The organism is Streptomyces sp. NPDC052101 (assembly GCF_040680235.1).
Taxonomy (GTDB): Bacteria; Actinomycetota; Actinomycetes; order Streptomycetales; family Streptomycetaceae; genus Streptomyces.
On the sequence record NZ_JBFAWH010000009.1, the window covers coordinates 133,053 to 148,367 of the forward strand.

Consider the following 15,315-nt stretch of genomic DNA (forward strand, 5'->3'; position numbering starts at 1 on the left):
GACGCAGGGACACTGGGCAAGGACCCATTGTCCCTCACTCGGCCCCTCACCCGTCCGCCAGCTCCGCCAGCCTCTCCAGCCGCTCCTCGCTCTCCTCGTCGGCGGGGATGTACGCGACCACGCGGTGGGCCGGTGGCTGCGGGGCCAGCCACATGTTGCGGTGCTCCAGGCGGAGCAGGCCGACCACCGGGTGCCGGTACCGCTTGACGTGCGGGGACATCGGCGCGACCTCGTGCTGCTCCCACAGCTCGCGGAACTCCTCGGAGACCGCCAGCAGCCCCTGAAGCCGCTCCTTCCACGCGGGCTCGGCCACATGCTCGGCCATGGCCGCCCGGTACTTGGCGATCAGGTCCCGCAGCATCTCGTCCCGGTCGACGAAGTCCCGCTTCCAGCGCTCGCTGGTGGTCAGCAGCCACAGGCAGTTCCGCTCGGCCGGGGGCAGCTCGGCCGGGTCGCCGAAGACCTGGGCGAAGGGGCGGTTGGCGGCGAGGACGTCGTACCGGGCGTTCTGCAGGGAGGCCGGGTAGGGCGCCAGCCGTTCGACGATCTTCCGCGCGGATGTGGAGGCGACCGGGCACTCGGGGTCGATGCGCGGGTCGGTGGTTCCGGCGAGGGCGAAGAGGTGGGCGCGCTCGGTGGGGTCCATGAGCAGGGCGCGGGCGACGGCGTCCAGCACCTGGGCGGAGACATGGGTGGCGCGGGCCTGCTCGATCCACGTGTACCAGGTGACGCCGACCGCGGAGAGCTGGGCGACCTCCTCGCGGCGCAGCCCCGGGGTACGGCGGCGCGGGCCGCGCACCAGGCCGACCTGCTCGGGGGTGACGCGCTCGCGGCGGCTGCGCAGGAAGGCGGCCAGTTCCCGGCGCCGGATGTGCTGCGCCCGGGGCCCTGTCGCCACCGGCTGGTCCGTGCGGTGTTCCGGCGCTGCGATGCTCATGGTCCAAGGGTGCCGTTTCGTCGCACCCCGGTTCCAGTTGGTGCCGGTACCTGGATGAGCACCGCCTGGTACCCGGCTGGGAGCTGCCCCAGAGTCGGGGCGTGACCACGACGACGACCTCGCTCCGGACCCAGGCCCCGCCCCGCGGCCTGACCCCCCTCGGCCTGCTGACCCTGCTGCTCGGGACCGCGCTCCCGATGATCGACTTCTTTATTGTCAATGTCGCGCTGCCGACGATCGAGCATGATCTGCACGCTTCCGCGGCCACGCTGGAGATGGTGGTGGCCGGGTACGCGGTGGCGTACGCGGTGCTGCTCGTGCTCGGCGGCCGGCTCGGCGACGGCCATGGCCGGCGGCGGCTGTTCCTGTGGGGTGTGGCGGGTTTCGGTGTGACCTCGCTGGCCTGCGGGCTGGCGCCGAGCGCCGGGTGGCTGGTGGCGGCGCGCGTCGCGCAGGGTGCCGCGTCGGCGGCGCTGCTGCCGCAGGTGCTGGCCACCATCCACGCGACGACGTCCGGGGAGCGGCGGGCCCGCGCGGTGGCCCTGTACGGCTCGGTCGGCGGGGTGTCCGTCGTGCTCGGTCAGGTACTGGGCGGGGTGCTGGTGGCCGCCGACCCGGCGGGCACCGGCTGGCGTGCGGTGTTCCTGGTGAACGTGCCGGTGGCCTTGGCCGCCCTGGTCTGTGCGGTGCGGGCGGTGCCGGACAGCCGGGTCGAGCGGCCCGCGCGCGGTGACCTCGCCGGTACGGCGCTGCTGGCGGCGACGCTGACGGCGCTGCTGCTGCCGCTGACCGAGGGCCGGGCGGCGGGCTGGCCGCTGTGGTCGGTGCTGCTGCTGTGTGCGGCGCCGGTGTGCGCAGCCGGGTTCTACCGGGTGGAGCTGCGGGCGGAGCGGGCCGGCGCCGGTCCGCTGCTGCCGCCGTCTCTGCTGGCCGCCCCGGAGGTCCGCCGGGGCCTGCTGCTCGGCCTGCCGGTGTTCATCGGCTTCGCGGGCTGGATGTTCGTGAGCGCGGTGACGCTGCAACAGGGCCTCGGCTACGGGGCGTTGGGGGCGGGCCTGACGCTGGTGCCGATGGGGGCGGCGCAGTTCGCGGCGTCGATGCTGGCGCCGCGTGCCGTACGGCGGTTCGGCGGTCGGGCGGTGACGCTGGCGGCGGTGCTGCACATCGCGGGACTGGCGACGGTGACGGCGACCGCGCTGCTCGGCCCGTGGCCGCGTCTGAGTCCGCTCGCCCTCTCCCCCGGCCTGGTGCTGTGCGGGCTGGGTCAGGGCCTCCAGCTGCCCCTGTACTACCGGATCCTGCTGGCGGCGATTCCGGCGCGGCTGGCGGGCGTGGGCAGCGGGCTCGCGGCCACGCTGCAGCAGTCGTGTCTGGCCGTCGGGGTCGCGACGCTCGGCTCGCTGTTCCTGTCCCTCGCGCCCCGGCTCGGCATGCGGGAGGCGCTGGCGGTGGTGCTGGCGGTGCAGGCGGTGGGACTGGCGGGGCTGGGGATGCTGGGCCTGCGGCTGCCCCGGGTACTCGGACAGTGATCGTGTAGCGCGCACTAATTAGGAACATTAATTAGAGGCACTATTAGTTAGACACACTATTTAAGGAGGCGTACGCTGAGAGCCATGCCCGAGTTGAGCCATCGCCACCGCCTGCTCGTGCTCGCGATCTGTTGTATGAGCCTGCTGATCGTGAGCTTGGACAACACAGTGCTGAACGTGGCACTGCCGTCGATGCAACGCGATCTGCACACCACCACCTCCGGTCTGCAGTGGACGATCGACGCCTACACCCTGGTCCTCGCCTCGCTGCTGATGCTCGCGGGCTCGACCGCCGACCGCATCGGCCGCAAACGGGTCTTCATGGCCGGGCTGGTGATCTTCTCCATCGGCTCGCTGCTGTGCTCGCTGGCGCCGAACCTGTCCCTGCTGGTGGTGTTCCGCATGGTGCAGGCGATCGGCGGCTCGATGCTCAACCCGGTCGCCATGTCGATCATCACCAACACCTTCACGGACGCCCGTGAGCGGGCCCGCGCGATCGGTGTGTGGGGCGCGGTGGTCGGCATATCCATGGCGGCGGGCCCGCTGGTCGGCGGTCTCCTCGTCCAGTCGGTGAGCTGGCGCTCGATCTTCTGGATCAACCTCCCGGTGGGCCTCGCGGCCCTCCTCCTCACCCTTCGCTTCGTCCCCGAGTCCCGCGCGCCCAAGGCCCGCCGCCCCGACCCGATCGGCCAGCTCCTGGTCATCGCCCTGTTCGGCTCGCTGACGTACGCGATCATCGAGGCGCCCGCCTCGGGCGCGACCACGGTGGCGCCCTTCGCCGTAATCGCTCTCGTGGCCCTCCTCGGCCTGCTGCGGTACGAGCCCCGCCGCGCCGAACCCCTCATCGACCTGCGCTTCTTCCGCTCGGCTCCGTTCAGCGGCGCCACCGTGATCGCGATCAGCGCGTTCGCGGCACTGGGCGGCTTCCTCTTCCTGTCCACGCTCTATCTGCAGAACGTCCGCGGCCTGGACGCCCTGCACGCGGGCCTGTGGATGCTGCCGATGGCCGCGCCGACCTTCCTGTGCGCGCCCCTGTCCGGCCGCCTGGTGGGCACCCGCGGCCCCCGCCTCCCCCTGCTGGTGGCCGGTACGGCGATGACGGCGAGCGGTGTCCTCTTCGCGGCCTTCGACGCGGAGACATCGAACACCACCCTCCTCATCGGCTACGTCGCCTTCGGTATCGGCTTCGGTTTCGTGAACGCGCCGATCACCAACACGGCCGTCTCCGGCATGCCCCGCGCCCAGGCCGGCGTCGCCGCCGCGGTCGCCTCCACGAGCAGGCAGCTGGGCCAGACCCTCGGTGTCGCGGTGGTCGGCGCCGTCCTGGCCTCCGGCATCGGCTCGTCCTCCTACCGCGACACCTTCGTCTCGGCGGCCCGCCCCGGCTGGTGGATCCTCACCGCCTGCGGCCTGGCCGTCCTCCTCCTCGGCCTCCTCACCAGCGGCCGCTGGGCCCACCGCACCGCGGAACGAGCGGCCGAGACCCTTCAGTCCGCGGAGATCCGCCAGCCGGCGGGAGCCTCCGGACGGGCCTAAGGCCTGTCGTCACATTCCCGTCGTCCGCCCGGAGGGCGGGCCCCGCGGCGTCTGGTGCGTGCAGCTGCAAGGCGGAGGAGGGAGTCGACGGGGGTCCCACGCCCTTGAGGCAGTGGGAGAGTGCGTGCCGGACGCCGCGGGGCAGGCGGGAATGTGACGACAGGCCCTAGTGCAGGTGGGGCGGGCGAATCTGGATGGTGTCGCTGCAGACCTGGGCGGGCAGCCGGTGTCCGCTCGTGTCGGTCAGGTGCACGAAGGATCCGTAGTCGCGCTTGGCGGGATGGGGCGGCACCACGCCGCTCGACGCGTTGAGGTCGCCCGCGATCCAGCAGCTGCCGCGCGGGACGTCGTACGGCTGGTAGAAGAGCGGGAAGTCGGCCGTGCGGCCCGGGTCCAGCACCAGCCGGACCGGCTCGGCCTTCTTCCCCGGCTCCGACTGCACGTCCTGCGCCTTGCCCACCCAGACCTGGAGCTGCGGGTATCCGTCGAAGGCGCAGGGCTTCGAGCTTGTGTTCGTGGCAGTGAGCAGGGCCGCGGGTGCGCCTGACGGCTTGTCGGCCAGGCGGGTCCACTTCCAGCGCAGCTGCGGTGATCCGCAGGCGGACGGCGCCGCGGCGGCGTGGCTGTGGCCCTGGCCCCCACCGCAGGCGGTCAGCCCCAGCAGTGCCGCGAGGCCGAGCATGAGCACCGCTGCCTTTTGCCGCGCCGCTTTTCGCCGCACCGTTCCCCGTCCCGCCATCAGGACATCCCGCCAGGTAGAGGCGCCCTGCCTCTGCGGACAGGTAGATGCAGGCTCCGGCCGAGAGGTTCCGGTGCGTCAGGCGCTGCTGAGCGCGAGGGCGTGCAGTTTCTCCAGCCGCTCCCGGGACTCCTCGTCGGCCGGGGTGTACGTCACCATGCGGGCGCCCGGGTCGGGGCCCAGCCACAGGTCCGTGTGCTCCACGGTGAGTCGGCCCACATGGGCGTTGCGGAACTCCTTGGTCTTGGAGCGGGTGCCGACCACCTCGTAACGCTCCCAGTTCTCACGGAACTTGGGGGATGCCGCCTCCAGCCGCTTCACCAGCATCTTCCAGGCCGGCTCGCCGAGATGGCCGGCCAAGGACGCGCGCAGCCGGGCCGCCATCAGGCGCTGGGTCTCCGCGAGGTGGACGATCGACTCCCCCCACTCCTTGTTCGTGTAGACGAGCAGCATGGAGTTGAGGTCCTCGGGCGGCAGCGCGTCCAGGTCGCAGAAGAGGCGGCCGTAGGTGCGGTTGTAGGCGAGGATGTCGTACCGGCTGTTCTGGATGCAGGCCGGGATCGGCTCCAGCTGGCGCAGCATCTCGCGCAGGGCCGGGGTGACGCTCGGGCACCTCGCGGCCGGCGTCGGATCGGTGGCGCCGGCCAGCTGGAAGAGATGGGCGCGTTCGCTGGCGTCCAGCATCAGGGTGCGGGCGAGGGCGTCCAGGACCTGGACGGAGACCTGGATGTCGCGGGCCTGCTCGAGCCAGGTGTACCAGGTGACGCCGACCGCGGAGAGCTGCGCGACCTCCTCGCGGCGCAGTCCGGGCGTACGGCGCCGGGCTCCGCGCGGCAGGCCCACCTGCTCGGGGCTGATGCGCTCACGGCGGCTGCGCAGGAACGCGGCCAGCTCGTTCCGCCGGATCTCCGAGCCCCGGGCCGGCGGTGGGGCGGTCTCGCGGGCCGTGGCCGTCGTCGCCGTCGTCGTCATGGATCCAGGGTGCCTTCCCCCTCATCCTGTTGCCAGGTGGTTCTTCTACCAGGATCAGGGGGCTGTGGTACCGGTCTGGGCGGCGCGGGACGGTGGCCCCGCGGGGATCGGATCCCGGCGGGCCACCGTGCCGACCCGGTGGGTGGTCAGGCCGGGGGTACCAGCATGTACTCGTGGCCGAGGCTGCTCGCCGAACTGTCCCCGTACATGGTCACTTCACCGTCCGACCAGCGCACGACCAGGTCATCGGGCCAGTCGTTGCCACCGAAGCTCCCGGCCGCGACCACCGCCGCGTGGTCGCGCCACAGGGCGTTGGGCCCCAGCACCTGGTTCTCGCTCCGCAAAAGGTTGACGCCCAGGTCCTTGTACACGGTCAGTTCGCCATCGACCCAGCGGACCATCAGGTCGTTGTTGTCGGCTCCGCCGAAGTCGCCGGTGGTGACGGCGCGGGCGTTCTTGAACACCGAGCCCTTGTCGGCGAGCTTCTGCTCCTTCTTCAGGCCGCCCCGGTCCACGTCCCAGTACAGGCTGGTCTCGCCGTCCACCCAGGTGACCACCACGTCGTCCGGCCAGGTGTTGGCGCCGCCGAACGCCCCGGTGGCGAGACCCGTCGCGTAGGTCCACAGCTTGTTCGGTCCGGTGAGCTTGATCTCCTCCACGTCGTCCAGCGACCCGGTGCCACGGGTGATGTCCCGGTACAGGGAGATCTCGCCGTCGCTCCACAGCACCATGAGGTCGTAGGCGTTGCCGCCGGTGAAGTCGCCCGCGGTGACGGCCTTGGCGTGGGACTTCCACAGGCTGTTCGGGGCGACGAGCCTGTGGTCCTTCTCGAACGCGTAGTTGCCGCTGCCGTCGTTCGGGTAGAGCGACAGTTCGCCGTCGTCCCACAGAACGACCATGTCCTGTGCGGGGGTTCTGCGGACCTCGGTGCTGTAGAGGGCGGCCCCGGAGTCGAAGCTGCCCGCGGTGATGGCCTTGGCGTGCTTCCACGTCCCGCCGCCGCCGAGGTGGGAGCCCTGGTCGGGCTCGTAGTCGTTGTTCGCCTGGACGTACAGGCGGTTGATGTCGGCGTCGAACTGGGACGAGTACGAGGTGTTCGCCGAGTGGCCGCCGGTCAGGTAGCCGCCGATGACGCCGAACACCTCACCGCGCCGGCCGTTCCAGTTGGCCAGGAACGGCGACCCGGAGGTGCCGGGGGTGTAGCCGTCGCAGTCGATCTGTACGAACCTGTCCCGGAACTTCTTGGTGTCGGCGGTGCAGTCCCTGGGCCTCTTCGCCCCGCCGGGGTAGCCGATCAGGTGCGCGTTCTTCTGCGCGAAGTCGCCGGGGCCGACCAGCTTCAGCCGGTTCCCGCCGCCCACGGCAGTGGCCAGGACCTGGTTCTTCTCGTTCCGCTTGACCTTGACGAAGGCGAAGTCCACGTCATCGGCGGCCACCGAACCCTGGGTGAGGTAGCGCCTGTCGACGTAGACGCGGTTCTTCTCGGCGCGGAAGACGCCGTACGGCTTGGGGTCGGCGGAGTCGTTGTACTTCGGGACGAACCCGAAGTTCTTGAACCGGTCGTTGTCGCTGAGGCAGTGGGCCGCCGAGACGACCAGGCTCATGGTCGGGGAGTCGACCACAGAGGCACTGCAGAACCGGTTCTCCGAACCGTCGACGTCGGTGTAGACGAAGACGCCGACGTTGTCGAAGCCGTTCGTCCAGTGGCTCGCCGCCCTCGGCTCGGGGCCTTGCCGCGTGTCCCCCAGGCGCGGTCCGTCGGGGTCGTTCGCCGGGCGGGCGTCGCGCAGCCGCTCGGGCGTCCAGTAGGCCTCGAGGTCCCGGGCCTCCTTCAACTCCTGCTGGTCGAGCGGGGCCGGAGGCCGTGGCGTCGGGTCGATGCCCAGGCTCCGGTAGTACTCCTCGTCCGACATCCCGAGCAGGCTGCCGCCCGGGCTCGCGCTCGCGCTCGGAGTCGGACTCGTGCTCGTACTCGGACTTGTGCTCGGACTTGTGCTCGGACTTGTGCTCGGACTCGGACTTGGACTCATGCTCGCGCTCGGCCCCGGACTCGTGGTCGGCCCCGGACTCGGGCTCGCCGAGGCGGATGGGGATGGTGACGGTGTGTCGGAGGGGGCGGCAGCGGCGGGAGCGGCCAGCAGGGACGCGCCCAGGCCGAGGGCGGCGGCGCGCCACAGTATCGGATGTTTCATCAGCTTTGGTGGTGCACTTTCGGTAGATAACGCCACTCCAATGCAAAGACAAGGGAAGGAGTGGATAAAGTGAAGGTAATACATCGCCGTTCGGAAGGGATCACCAGGTGCCCCGCGCCATCCGCTCAGCACTCATCGCTTGCGGTCTCGTGCTCGCCACGGCCTCGGCCGCCGCGGCCGACGACTCGCCACCCGACCGCAGCGCGCCGTCGGCCTCCCTGTCCGTCGACACCGCGAGACCGGGTGGCGAGGTCGAGATCTGGTGGCTGGACGAGTGGAACACTCCCGAGGACGAGGTCGAGGTGTCCTCGCCCGCTTTCGAACGGCCGGCTCAACTCTCCTGGTCCGGACGCCAGTACCACGGAAAGGCCCGCCTGCGCGCGGAGGCGCGTCCCGGCTCCGCCACGGCGCGTGTGGTGAGCCACGGCGGGCACGACGTCAGAACGCAGCGGTTCTGGATAGCCGAGGAGCCGTCGGTCGCGGGCGAGGTCCGGCATGGACTCACGTCCCACCCGCAGTGGGGCCTCGCCGCGGGGGCCGGTGTGCTGGGGGGCGGTTTTCTGCTTGCCGCCTGGATGCGACGAAGGTCCGGGCGGTCACGCTGATCCTGTTGCCGGGTACTTCTTCTACCAGGATCAGGACACTCTGGTACCAGCCTGAGCGGGGGCGCAGGCTCTAGGGCATGAGTGAGACCGTCACCACCCGGGCCGTCCGTACGACGGCCGCACCGCCCGAGCTGGGCGGGCTCGGACTGTTCACCGTTCTTCTGGCCGCGGCGCTGCCGCTGGTCGACTTCTTCATCGTCAACGTCGCCCTGCCGGCCATCGGCGCCGACCTCCGTGCGGGCGAGGCCGTGCTGGAGCTGGTCGTGGCCGGGTACGGCGTCGCCTACGCCGTACTGCTGGTGCTCGGCGGGCGGCTCGGGGACCTGTTCGGCCGGCGCCGGCTGTTCCTCGGCGGGATGGCCGCGTTCGGGCTGACCTCGCTGGCCTGCGGGCTGGCGCCCGGCGCCTGGAGCCTGGTCGCGGCGCGGGTCGCGCAGGGCGCCTCGGCCGCCGCGATGCTGCCGCAGGTGCTCGCCACCATCCAGTCCGCGACGCACGGCGCACGCCGCGCGAAGGCCATGAGCCTGTACGGCGCCACGGCCGGACTGTCCATGGTGGCCGGGCAGATACTCGGCGGGGTGCTCGTCGCCGCCGATGTCGCGGGCACCGGCTGGCGGTCGGTGTTCCTCGTCAACGTGCCCGTCGTCGTGGTCGGGTTGGTCCTCGCCGTGCGGTTCGTGCCCGAGACCCGGTCGCAGCATCCGGAGCCCGTCGACGGCCTCGGCACGGTTCTGCTCGCGGTGTCCCTGCTGACGCTGCTCACCCCGCTCACCGAGGGCCGGGCGGCGGGCTGGCCGCTGTGGACGTGGCTGTCGCTGGCCGCGTTCCCGTTCGCCGCCGGCGCGTTCTGGGCCGTGGAGCGGCAGGCCGACCGGGCGGGGCGGACCCCGCTGGTGCCGCCGAGTCTGCTGGCGCTGGCCTCGCTGCGGCGCGGTCTGGTGCTGATCGTGCCGTTCTCCATCGGCTTCAGCGGGTTCATGTTCGTGATCGCGCTGGCGCTGCAGCAGGGCGCCCGGCTCGGTCCGGTACCGGCCGGACTCGCGCTCGCGCCGATGGCCGTGGCGTTCCTGTTCGTCTCCCTCGCCGGGCCGCGGCTGATCGGGCGTCACGGCACCCGGGTCATCACCGCGGGCTCGGTGATCCAGGGCGTGGGGGTGCTGCTGATCGTGCTGGCGGCGTGGCGGGACTGGCCGCACCTGGACTTCGGCTCGCTGCTGCCGGGCGCGGCGGTGGCCGGTGCCGGGCAGGCGCTCCAACTGCCCAACGTCTTCCGGATCGTGATGTCCGAGGTGCCGTCCGCGCGGGCCGGTGTCGGCAGCGGTGTGATGGTCACCACCCAGCAGTCCGCGCTCGCCCTGGGCGTGGCCACGCTCGGCACCCTCTTCCTCACCCTCGTCCCCCACCTGGGCATGCGGGACGCGCTGGTCACCACGCTGCTGGTGCAGCTGGCCGGGATCGTCCTGACCGGCCTGCTCAGCCTGCGCCTGCCCCGCCACATCGGCTGAGCCCGAAGCCGGTGCCCGCGGCTGCGACAGGAGCCGCCGGAGGGGCCCCGGGCCACGGCTTGGACAACTCCGCGTGAAGCTCCCCCTGTTGATGTTCGTCTTGCTGCACACTCCTGTCCCGGTCGGGGTGTGCCGGACTTGAGGAGGCGTGAGGCGTCATGCCGCAGGGCAACAGCACGAGCAAGGTCAGCCGTTGGGACCGGCACGGCCGGGAGCATGTCGTACGGGTGCAGCGCACGGGGGTGCAGCGCACCATCAGATGCGACACATGCGGCTGGCGCAGGGGCGCCCAGTTCCTGCCGTGGCTGAAGGCCGAGGAGCATCTGGCCGAGGCGCATCAGGCGACGATCGACCCGGCGGCGGACCGGCAGCCGTCGAGGTAGGACGTCGGACCTCCGCAGGGCACGTGACCTGCGCTCTCACCCTTTCGAGTGGCCGCTTCCGCGGAGTCGGTCCAGCCTGGGAAAGGTTCATCGAGCGACAGGAGACACACATGACCTCGGTACTCCGCCATCGCTGCGGCCGCGCGCTGTGCGCAGGCGCTCTCTCCGTGGCGCTGCTCTCCGGCGGAACGGCCGGAGCCTACGCCGTGAGCAGCCCCCCGAGCCCCACCAGCACGCTGGCCAGCCCGACCACCGGTATGGCCTCGATCACGCTGCACGCCAACAAGACCGCGGTGAAGACCGGGCAGACGGTGAAGTTCAGCGGGCGCACCAAGGGCCTGAAGATCGGCACTCCGCTGGTGCTCCAGCACATGAAGTCCGGCAAGTGGACGAACCTGAGGGCGACGGCGAAGGTCAAGAAGGGCAGCTCGTACTCGATCCTCGCCAGGCTCAACACCAAGGGCACCGAGACGCTGCGGGTCGCGGCCGTGAAAGGCGCGGCCAAGGTCTACTCGCACACGGTCACCGTGAAGGTGAGCTGAGCCCCCTCACCAGCAGGTCCACGACGGCCGAGAACTCCTCGTCGACGCCGGGAGCGGTCCACTCCCGGGCGTAACAGGGGTCATGGAAGCGGCCGGTGGCCTGGAAGACGGCCAGGGCCGCGGCGGCCGGGTCGGGTGCGAAGAAGGCGCCCGACCCGGCCCCTGTCGCGATGATGCGGGTCAGCTGTCCGGTCAGGTCGGCGATGTGCTCGCCGACCACCGTGCCGTTCTCACCGGCCAGCACCGTGTAGGTGGCGAAGAGTTCGGGGTCGTCGCCCGCCTTGTGCCGCTTGGCCTCGAACAGGGCGGCGAGCCAGGCCCGCAGCCGCTCCTCGGGGGTGCCGTCCCCGGTGACGATCACGGCGAGCTTCTCCGCCGTACGGTCCAGCCACCGCTTGGTGACCGCCCCGCGCAGTGCCGCCTTGGTGCGGAAGTGGCGGTAGACACTGCCATGGCTGACGCCGAGCGCACGGGCGACGTCCACCACGGTGGCCTTGGCCGGGCCGTGGCGGCGCAGCACCTCCTCGGTCGCTTCGAGGATGCGCTCGGAGGTCAGGGTCTCGGTGGGCGGTGTCATGGCATAGACCGTACCCGGCGTCCGGTTCAGCGCTCGCTGTCCAGGGACGCCATCTGCGTGCTCGGGTAGCGGTCGCCGGCCGCCGCGTCCGCCGGTACGGCCTCCTCGATCGCCGCCAGGTCGGCCGCGTCCAGGGTGACGTCCAGCGCGCCGAGCGACTCGGTCAGCCGCTCGCGGGTGCGGGCGCCGACGAGCGGCACGATGTCCTCGCCGCGCGCCAGCACCCAGGCGATGGCGATCTGCGCGACCGTCACGCCCTTCTGTTCGGCGATCTTGCGCAGGGCCTCGACGAGGTTCAGGTTGTGCTGGAGGTTCTCGCCCTGGAAGCGGGGCGAGTGGGCGCGGAAGTCGGTCGGGGCCAGCTGCCGGTCGCGGGAGAAGTGGCCGGAGATCAGTCCGCGGGAGAGCACACCGTACGCCGTGACCGAGATACCCAGCTCGCGGGTGGTCGGCAGGATGTCCCGCTCGATGCCCCGGCTGATCAGCGAGTACTCGATCTGCAGGTCGGCGATCGGGGCGGTGGCGGCGGCCCGCCGGATGGTCTCGGCGCCGACCTCGCTGAGGCCGACGTGCCGGACGTACCCCTTCTCGATCAGTTCGGCGATCGCGCCTACGGTCTCCTCGATCGGCACGTCCGGGTCGAGGCGGGCGATCCGGTAGACGTCGATGTGGTCGACACCGAGGCGCTGCAGGGAGTAGGCGGCGAAGTTCTTCACGGCGGCCGGGCGGCCGTCGTGGCCGACCCAGTTGCCCTCCGGGTCGCGCAGGGCGCCGAACTTCACGCTGGTCAGGGCCTGATCGCGGAGGGCCGCCGGGGCGGTGCGCAGGGCCTCGCCGAGCAGCATCTCGTTGTGCCCCATGGCATAGAAGTCACCGGTGTCCAGCAGGGTGACGCCCGACTCCAGGGCGGCGTGGACGGTCGCGATGGACTCCGCGCGGTCGGCGTCGCCGTAGAGCGCGGACATGCCCATGCAGCCGAGGCCGAGGGCGGAGGTCCGGGGGCCGGTGGTTCCGAGGTTTCGGGTTCGCATCGTCATGCCTTCACCTTGCCATGACAGCTGACAGATTTCAATATCTGTCACTCCAACTTTGTCAGGGTCGCCGAGAACAGGAAACCTTGACCTTCCACGGACAACCCGCACCACAATTCCGGCATCTCATCGTGTGACCGACAAGTGGGGGAACACGATGAACTGGTCCAAACCCCTGGGCGTCGCAGCGGCCGGACTCGCGCTGTGCGGGTGCGCCTCCTCGGCGGGCACGACCGGGGCCGAGCCGAGTGCGGCCGTGCCCGCGCACCACAGCGTGAGCACGGCGAGCACTCCGATCGCCCCCGTAGCCAAGCCCGGCAAGCCCCTCCTGATCCTGAACGGCCAGCTCGACGCCCGCCCCGGGCAGCTGGTCTCCCTCCTGCTCGACGGCGTCGGCCGGGCCGAGGGACACGACACGGTGACCGCCGAGTCGCGCGCGTTCGGCACAGCCGTACGGCTGCGCTGGGACAAGGGCGACCACGCCTACGAGGCGGTGGCACCGCTCGCCATGACGGACCGGCCCGGCTGGTACCCGCTGTCGGTCGCGATCGCGGGCCGCACCGTGGCCACCGACCGGATCCAGGTCGTCCGCTCCGTACGCCCGTCGTTCACGGTCGGCGCGGACTGGCGTGCGCCCCGGCCCGGTGAGCCGGTGGCGCTGCGCTTCGACGACCTGTACCCGGGCGAGCGCGGCACCGACTTCACCGTGCGGTCCCCGGCACTGCCCCGGCCTGTGCGGCTCGTCCACGACAACGTGATCGACTACTACGACCCCCGGGCCTTCTCGGCCGTGCCGACGCTCAAGCCCGGCCTGGCGGACGGCAGTTACGCCTTCGAGCTGTACGGGCCGAACGGCCACCGCATCGCCGAGAGGCATCTGAAGGTCAGGGCGGCCCGTCCCGGCGACCCCGACTACCTCGGCAAACCGCACGGCCCCGACTTCTACGACCCGAGCGGGGGCTACCCCGGCGAGGGCCGCCACGAGATCAGGGTCCGCGCCGGCGGGCGGGTCGGGGTCATCTGGCACGACGCGTACCCGGACCCGGGCGAGGAGACCCGTCTGACCGCCACGTCCCCGGCGTTCGTCCACGCCGTCCACCTGGGCCGGGACACCAGCAAGGGCGCCGACGGTGACGACCCGCGCTACTTCGGTGTCGGCACCCTCCGTACCGGTCTGAAGCCGGGCCGCTATCCGGTGACGATCGTCTCCCACCACGGCCGCGTGACAAGGACGGCGTATGTGATCGTGACGTCGGGCGGGAAATGAGGGCATGAAAAGGCCCACCCACCGGCCGAGCGGGGTCGGCGGGTGGGTGGGCGGAGTACAGCCGGTGCGCCCCGGGCCTCAGCAGCCCAGGAGACGCTGCGCCAGGTAGCCCTCGATCTGGTCGAGAGACACCCGCTCCTGCTTCATCGAGTCACGCTCGCGCACGGTCACCGCGTTGTCCTCGAGCGTGTCGAAGTCCACGGTCACGCAGTACGGCGTGCCGATCTCGTCCTGGCGGCGGTAGCGGCGGCCGATGGCGCCGGCGTCGTCGAACTCGATGTTCCAGTTCTGGCGCAGCGCCTGGGCGAGGCCCTTGGCCTTCGGGGACAGCTCGGGGTTGCGGGACAGCGGTAGCACGGCCACCTTCACCGGAGCCAGACGGTGGTCGAGGCGCAGCACCGTGCGCTTCTCCATCTTGCCCTTGGCGTTCGGCGCCTCGTCCTCGACGTAGGCGTCGAGCAGGAAGGCCAGCATGGTGCGGCCGACACCCGCCGCCGGCTCGATGACGTACGGCGTCCAGCGCTCGCCGGCCTCCTGGTCGAAGTAGGAGAGGTCCTGGCCCGAAGCCTTCGAGTGCGCACCGAGGTCGTAGTCGGTCCGGTTCGCGACACCCTCCAGCTCGCCCCACTCCGAGCCGCCGAACTGGAAGCGGTACTCGATGTCGGCGGTGCGCTTGGAGTAGTGGGAGAGCTTCTCCTTCGGGTGCTCGTACCAGCGCATGTTCTCAGTGCGCAGGCCCAGGCCGGTGTACCAGTTCCAGCGCTGCTCCATCCAGTACTCCTGCCACGTCTCGTCCTCGCCCGGCTTGACGAAGAACTCCATCTCCATCTGCTCGAACTCGCGGGTGCGGAAGATGAAGTTGCCGGGCGTGATCTCGTTGCGGAAGGACTTGCCCATCTGGGCGATGCCGAACGGCGGCTTGCGGCGCGAGGTGGTCTGCACCTGGGCGAAGTTGGTGAAGATGCCCTGGGCGGTCTCCGGGCGCAGGTAGGCGATCGAGCCGCTGTCCTGCGTCGGGCCGAGGTGCGTCGACAGCAGACCCGAGAACTGCTTGGGCTCGGTGAACTGGCCCTTGTTGCCGCAGTTGGGGCAGTTGATGTCGGCGAGGCCGTTCGCCGGGGCGTGCCCCTTCTTCTCCTCGTACGCCTCTTCCAGGTGGTCGGCGCGGAACCGCTTGTGACACGCGGTGCACTCGGTCAGCGGGTCCGTGAAGGTGGCGACGTGGCCGGACGCGACCCAGACCTCGGAGGCCAGGATGACGGACGAGTCGATACCGACCACGTCCTCGCGCGACGTCACCATGTAGCGCCACCACTGACGCTTGATGTTCTCCTTGAGCTCGACACCCAGCGGTCCGTAGTCCCAGGCGGCACGCTGTCCGCCGTAGATCTCACTGCACGGGAAAACGAAGCCACGGCGCTTGCTCAGGCTGACGATGGTGTCGATCTTGTCGGCGGCCACGGTGCTCTCTTCATGACGATTACGACGGCGGGCGTTGAA

The 15,315-nt window shown here is 71.0% G+C and carries 14 protein-coding genes; 7 read left to right on the top strand and 7 right to left on the bottom strand.

The window, feature by feature from the left end; genetic code table 11:
- Nucleotides 1-46: 46 nt before the first annotated feature.
- Nucleotides 47-937, bottom strand: coding sequence for a helix-turn-helix transcriptional regulator (locus tag AB0L75_RS18240; RefSeq protein WP_365181921.1), 891 nt, complete (start codon nt 935-937; stop codon nt 47-49).
- A gap of 101 nt (nt 938-1,038) precedes the next feature.
- On the opposite strand from AB0L75_RS18240, the gene AB0L75_RS18245 reads away from it, so the two are divergent.
- Nucleotides 1,039-2,466 (top strand): MFS transporter, encoded by a 1,428-nt coding sequence (locus tag AB0L75_RS18245; protein ID WP_365181923.1) that lies wholly within the window; start codon nt 1,039-1,041, stop codon nt 2,464-2,466.
- A gap of 84 nt (nt 2,467-2,550) precedes the next feature.
- On the top strand, nt 2,551-4,002 hold the full coding sequence (locus AB0L75_RS18250; RefSeq protein WP_365181924.1) for an MFS transporter: 1,452 nt from the start codon (nt 2,551-2,553) through the stop codon (nt 4,000-4,002).
- Between the two features lie 166 nt (nt 4,003-4,168).
- Here AB0L75_RS18250 and AB0L75_RS18255 read toward each other — a convergent pair whose 3' ends face one another.
- The 3 genes from AB0L75_RS18255 to AB0L75_RS18265 form a co-directional block, all read right to left on the bottom strand.
- A complete protein-coding gene (locus AB0L75_RS18255) occupies nt 4,169-4,684 on the bottom strand; it encodes a DUF4232 domain-containing protein (protein ID WP_365182130.1) in 516 nt (171 codons plus the stop codon).
- A 135-nt stretch (nt 4,685-4,819) separates the two neighbouring features.
- Nucleotides 4,820-5,713, bottom strand: a complete 894-nt coding sequence (locus AB0L75_RS18260; RefSeq protein WP_365181926.1) for a helix-turn-helix transcriptional regulator — start codon at nt 5,711-5,713, stop codon at nt 4,820-4,822.
- 146 nt (nt 5,714-5,859) lie between these two features.
- Nucleotides 5,860-7,626: a hypothetical protein gene (locus tag AB0L75_RS18265; RefSeq protein ID WP_365181928.1), complete on the bottom strand. Its 1,767-nt coding sequence runs from the start codon at nt 7,624-7,626 to the stop codon at nt 5,860-5,862.
- 386 nt (nt 7,627-8,012) lie between these two features.
- Here AB0L75_RS18265 and AB0L75_RS18270 point away from each other — a divergent pair, with 386 nt between their 5' ends.
- The 4 genes from AB0L75_RS18270 to AB0L75_RS18285 all read left to right on the top strand — a co-directional run bounded on the left by AB0L75_RS18270 (nt 8,013) and on the right by AB0L75_RS18285 (nt 10,940).
- Nucleotides 8,013-8,510 carry a hypothetical protein gene (locus AB0L75_RS18270; RefSeq protein ID WP_365181930.1) on the top strand — a complete coding sequence of 166 codons (498 nt, stop codon included), beginning with the start codon at nt 8,013-8,015 and terminating at the stop codon, nt 8,508-8,510.
- Nucleotides 8,511-8,587: 77 nt separating this feature from the next.
- Nucleotides 8,588-10,015, top strand: a complete 1,428-nt coding sequence (locus tag AB0L75_RS18275) for an MFS transporter (protein WP_365181932.1) — start codon at nt 8,588-8,590, stop codon at nt 10,013-10,015.
- A gap of 158 nt (nt 10,016-10,173) precedes the next feature.
- Nucleotides 10,174-10,398, top strand: a complete 225-nt coding sequence (locus AB0L75_RS18280; RefSeq protein ID WP_365181934.1) for a hypothetical protein — start codon at nt 10,174-10,176, stop codon at nt 10,396-10,398.
- 110 nt (nt 10,399-10,508) lie between these two features.
- Complete coding sequence (locus AB0L75_RS18285) at nt 10,509-10,940, top strand: hypothetical protein (protein WP_365181935.1); 432 nt, start codon at nt 10,509-10,511, stop codon at nt 10,938-10,940.
- Here AB0L75_RS18285 and AB0L75_RS18290 read toward each other — a convergent pair.
- Together AB0L75_RS18290 and AB0L75_RS18295 are read right to left on the bottom strand one after the other, a co-directional pair.
- Complete coding sequence (locus AB0L75_RS18290) at nt 10,921-11,517, bottom strand: TetR family transcriptional regulator (protein WP_365181937.1); 597 nt, start codon at nt 11,515-11,517, stop codon at nt 10,921-10,923. The two genes, AB0L75_RS18285 and AB0L75_RS18290, sit on opposite strands and share 20 nt — an antisense overlap.
- Nucleotides 11,518-11,543: 26 nt before the next feature.
- Nucleotides 11,544-12,554 carry an aldo/keto reductase gene (locus AB0L75_RS18295; RefSeq protein WP_365181939.1) on the bottom strand — a complete coding sequence of 337 codons (1,011 nt, stop codon included), beginning with the start codon at nt 12,552-12,554 and terminating at the stop codon, nt 11,544-11,546.
- A 151-nt stretch (nt 12,555-12,705) separates the two neighbouring features.
- Here AB0L75_RS18295 and AB0L75_RS18300 point away from each other — a divergent pair, with 151 nt between their 5' ends.
- Nucleotides 12,706-13,815, top strand: a complete 1,110-nt coding sequence (locus AB0L75_RS18300; protein ID WP_365181941.1) for a hypothetical protein — start codon at nt 12,706-12,708, stop codon at nt 13,813-13,815.
- Between the two features lie 78 nt (nt 13,816-13,893).
- On the opposite strand, the gene AB0L75_RS18305 is transcribed toward AB0L75_RS18300, so the two are convergent.
- Nucleotides 13,894-15,276, bottom strand: coding sequence for a glycine--tRNA ligase (locus tag AB0L75_RS18305; RefSeq protein WP_365181943.1), 1,383 nt, complete (start codon nt 15,274-15,276; stop codon nt 13,894-13,896).
- Between the last annotated feature and the right edge of the window lie 39 nt (nt 15,277-15,315).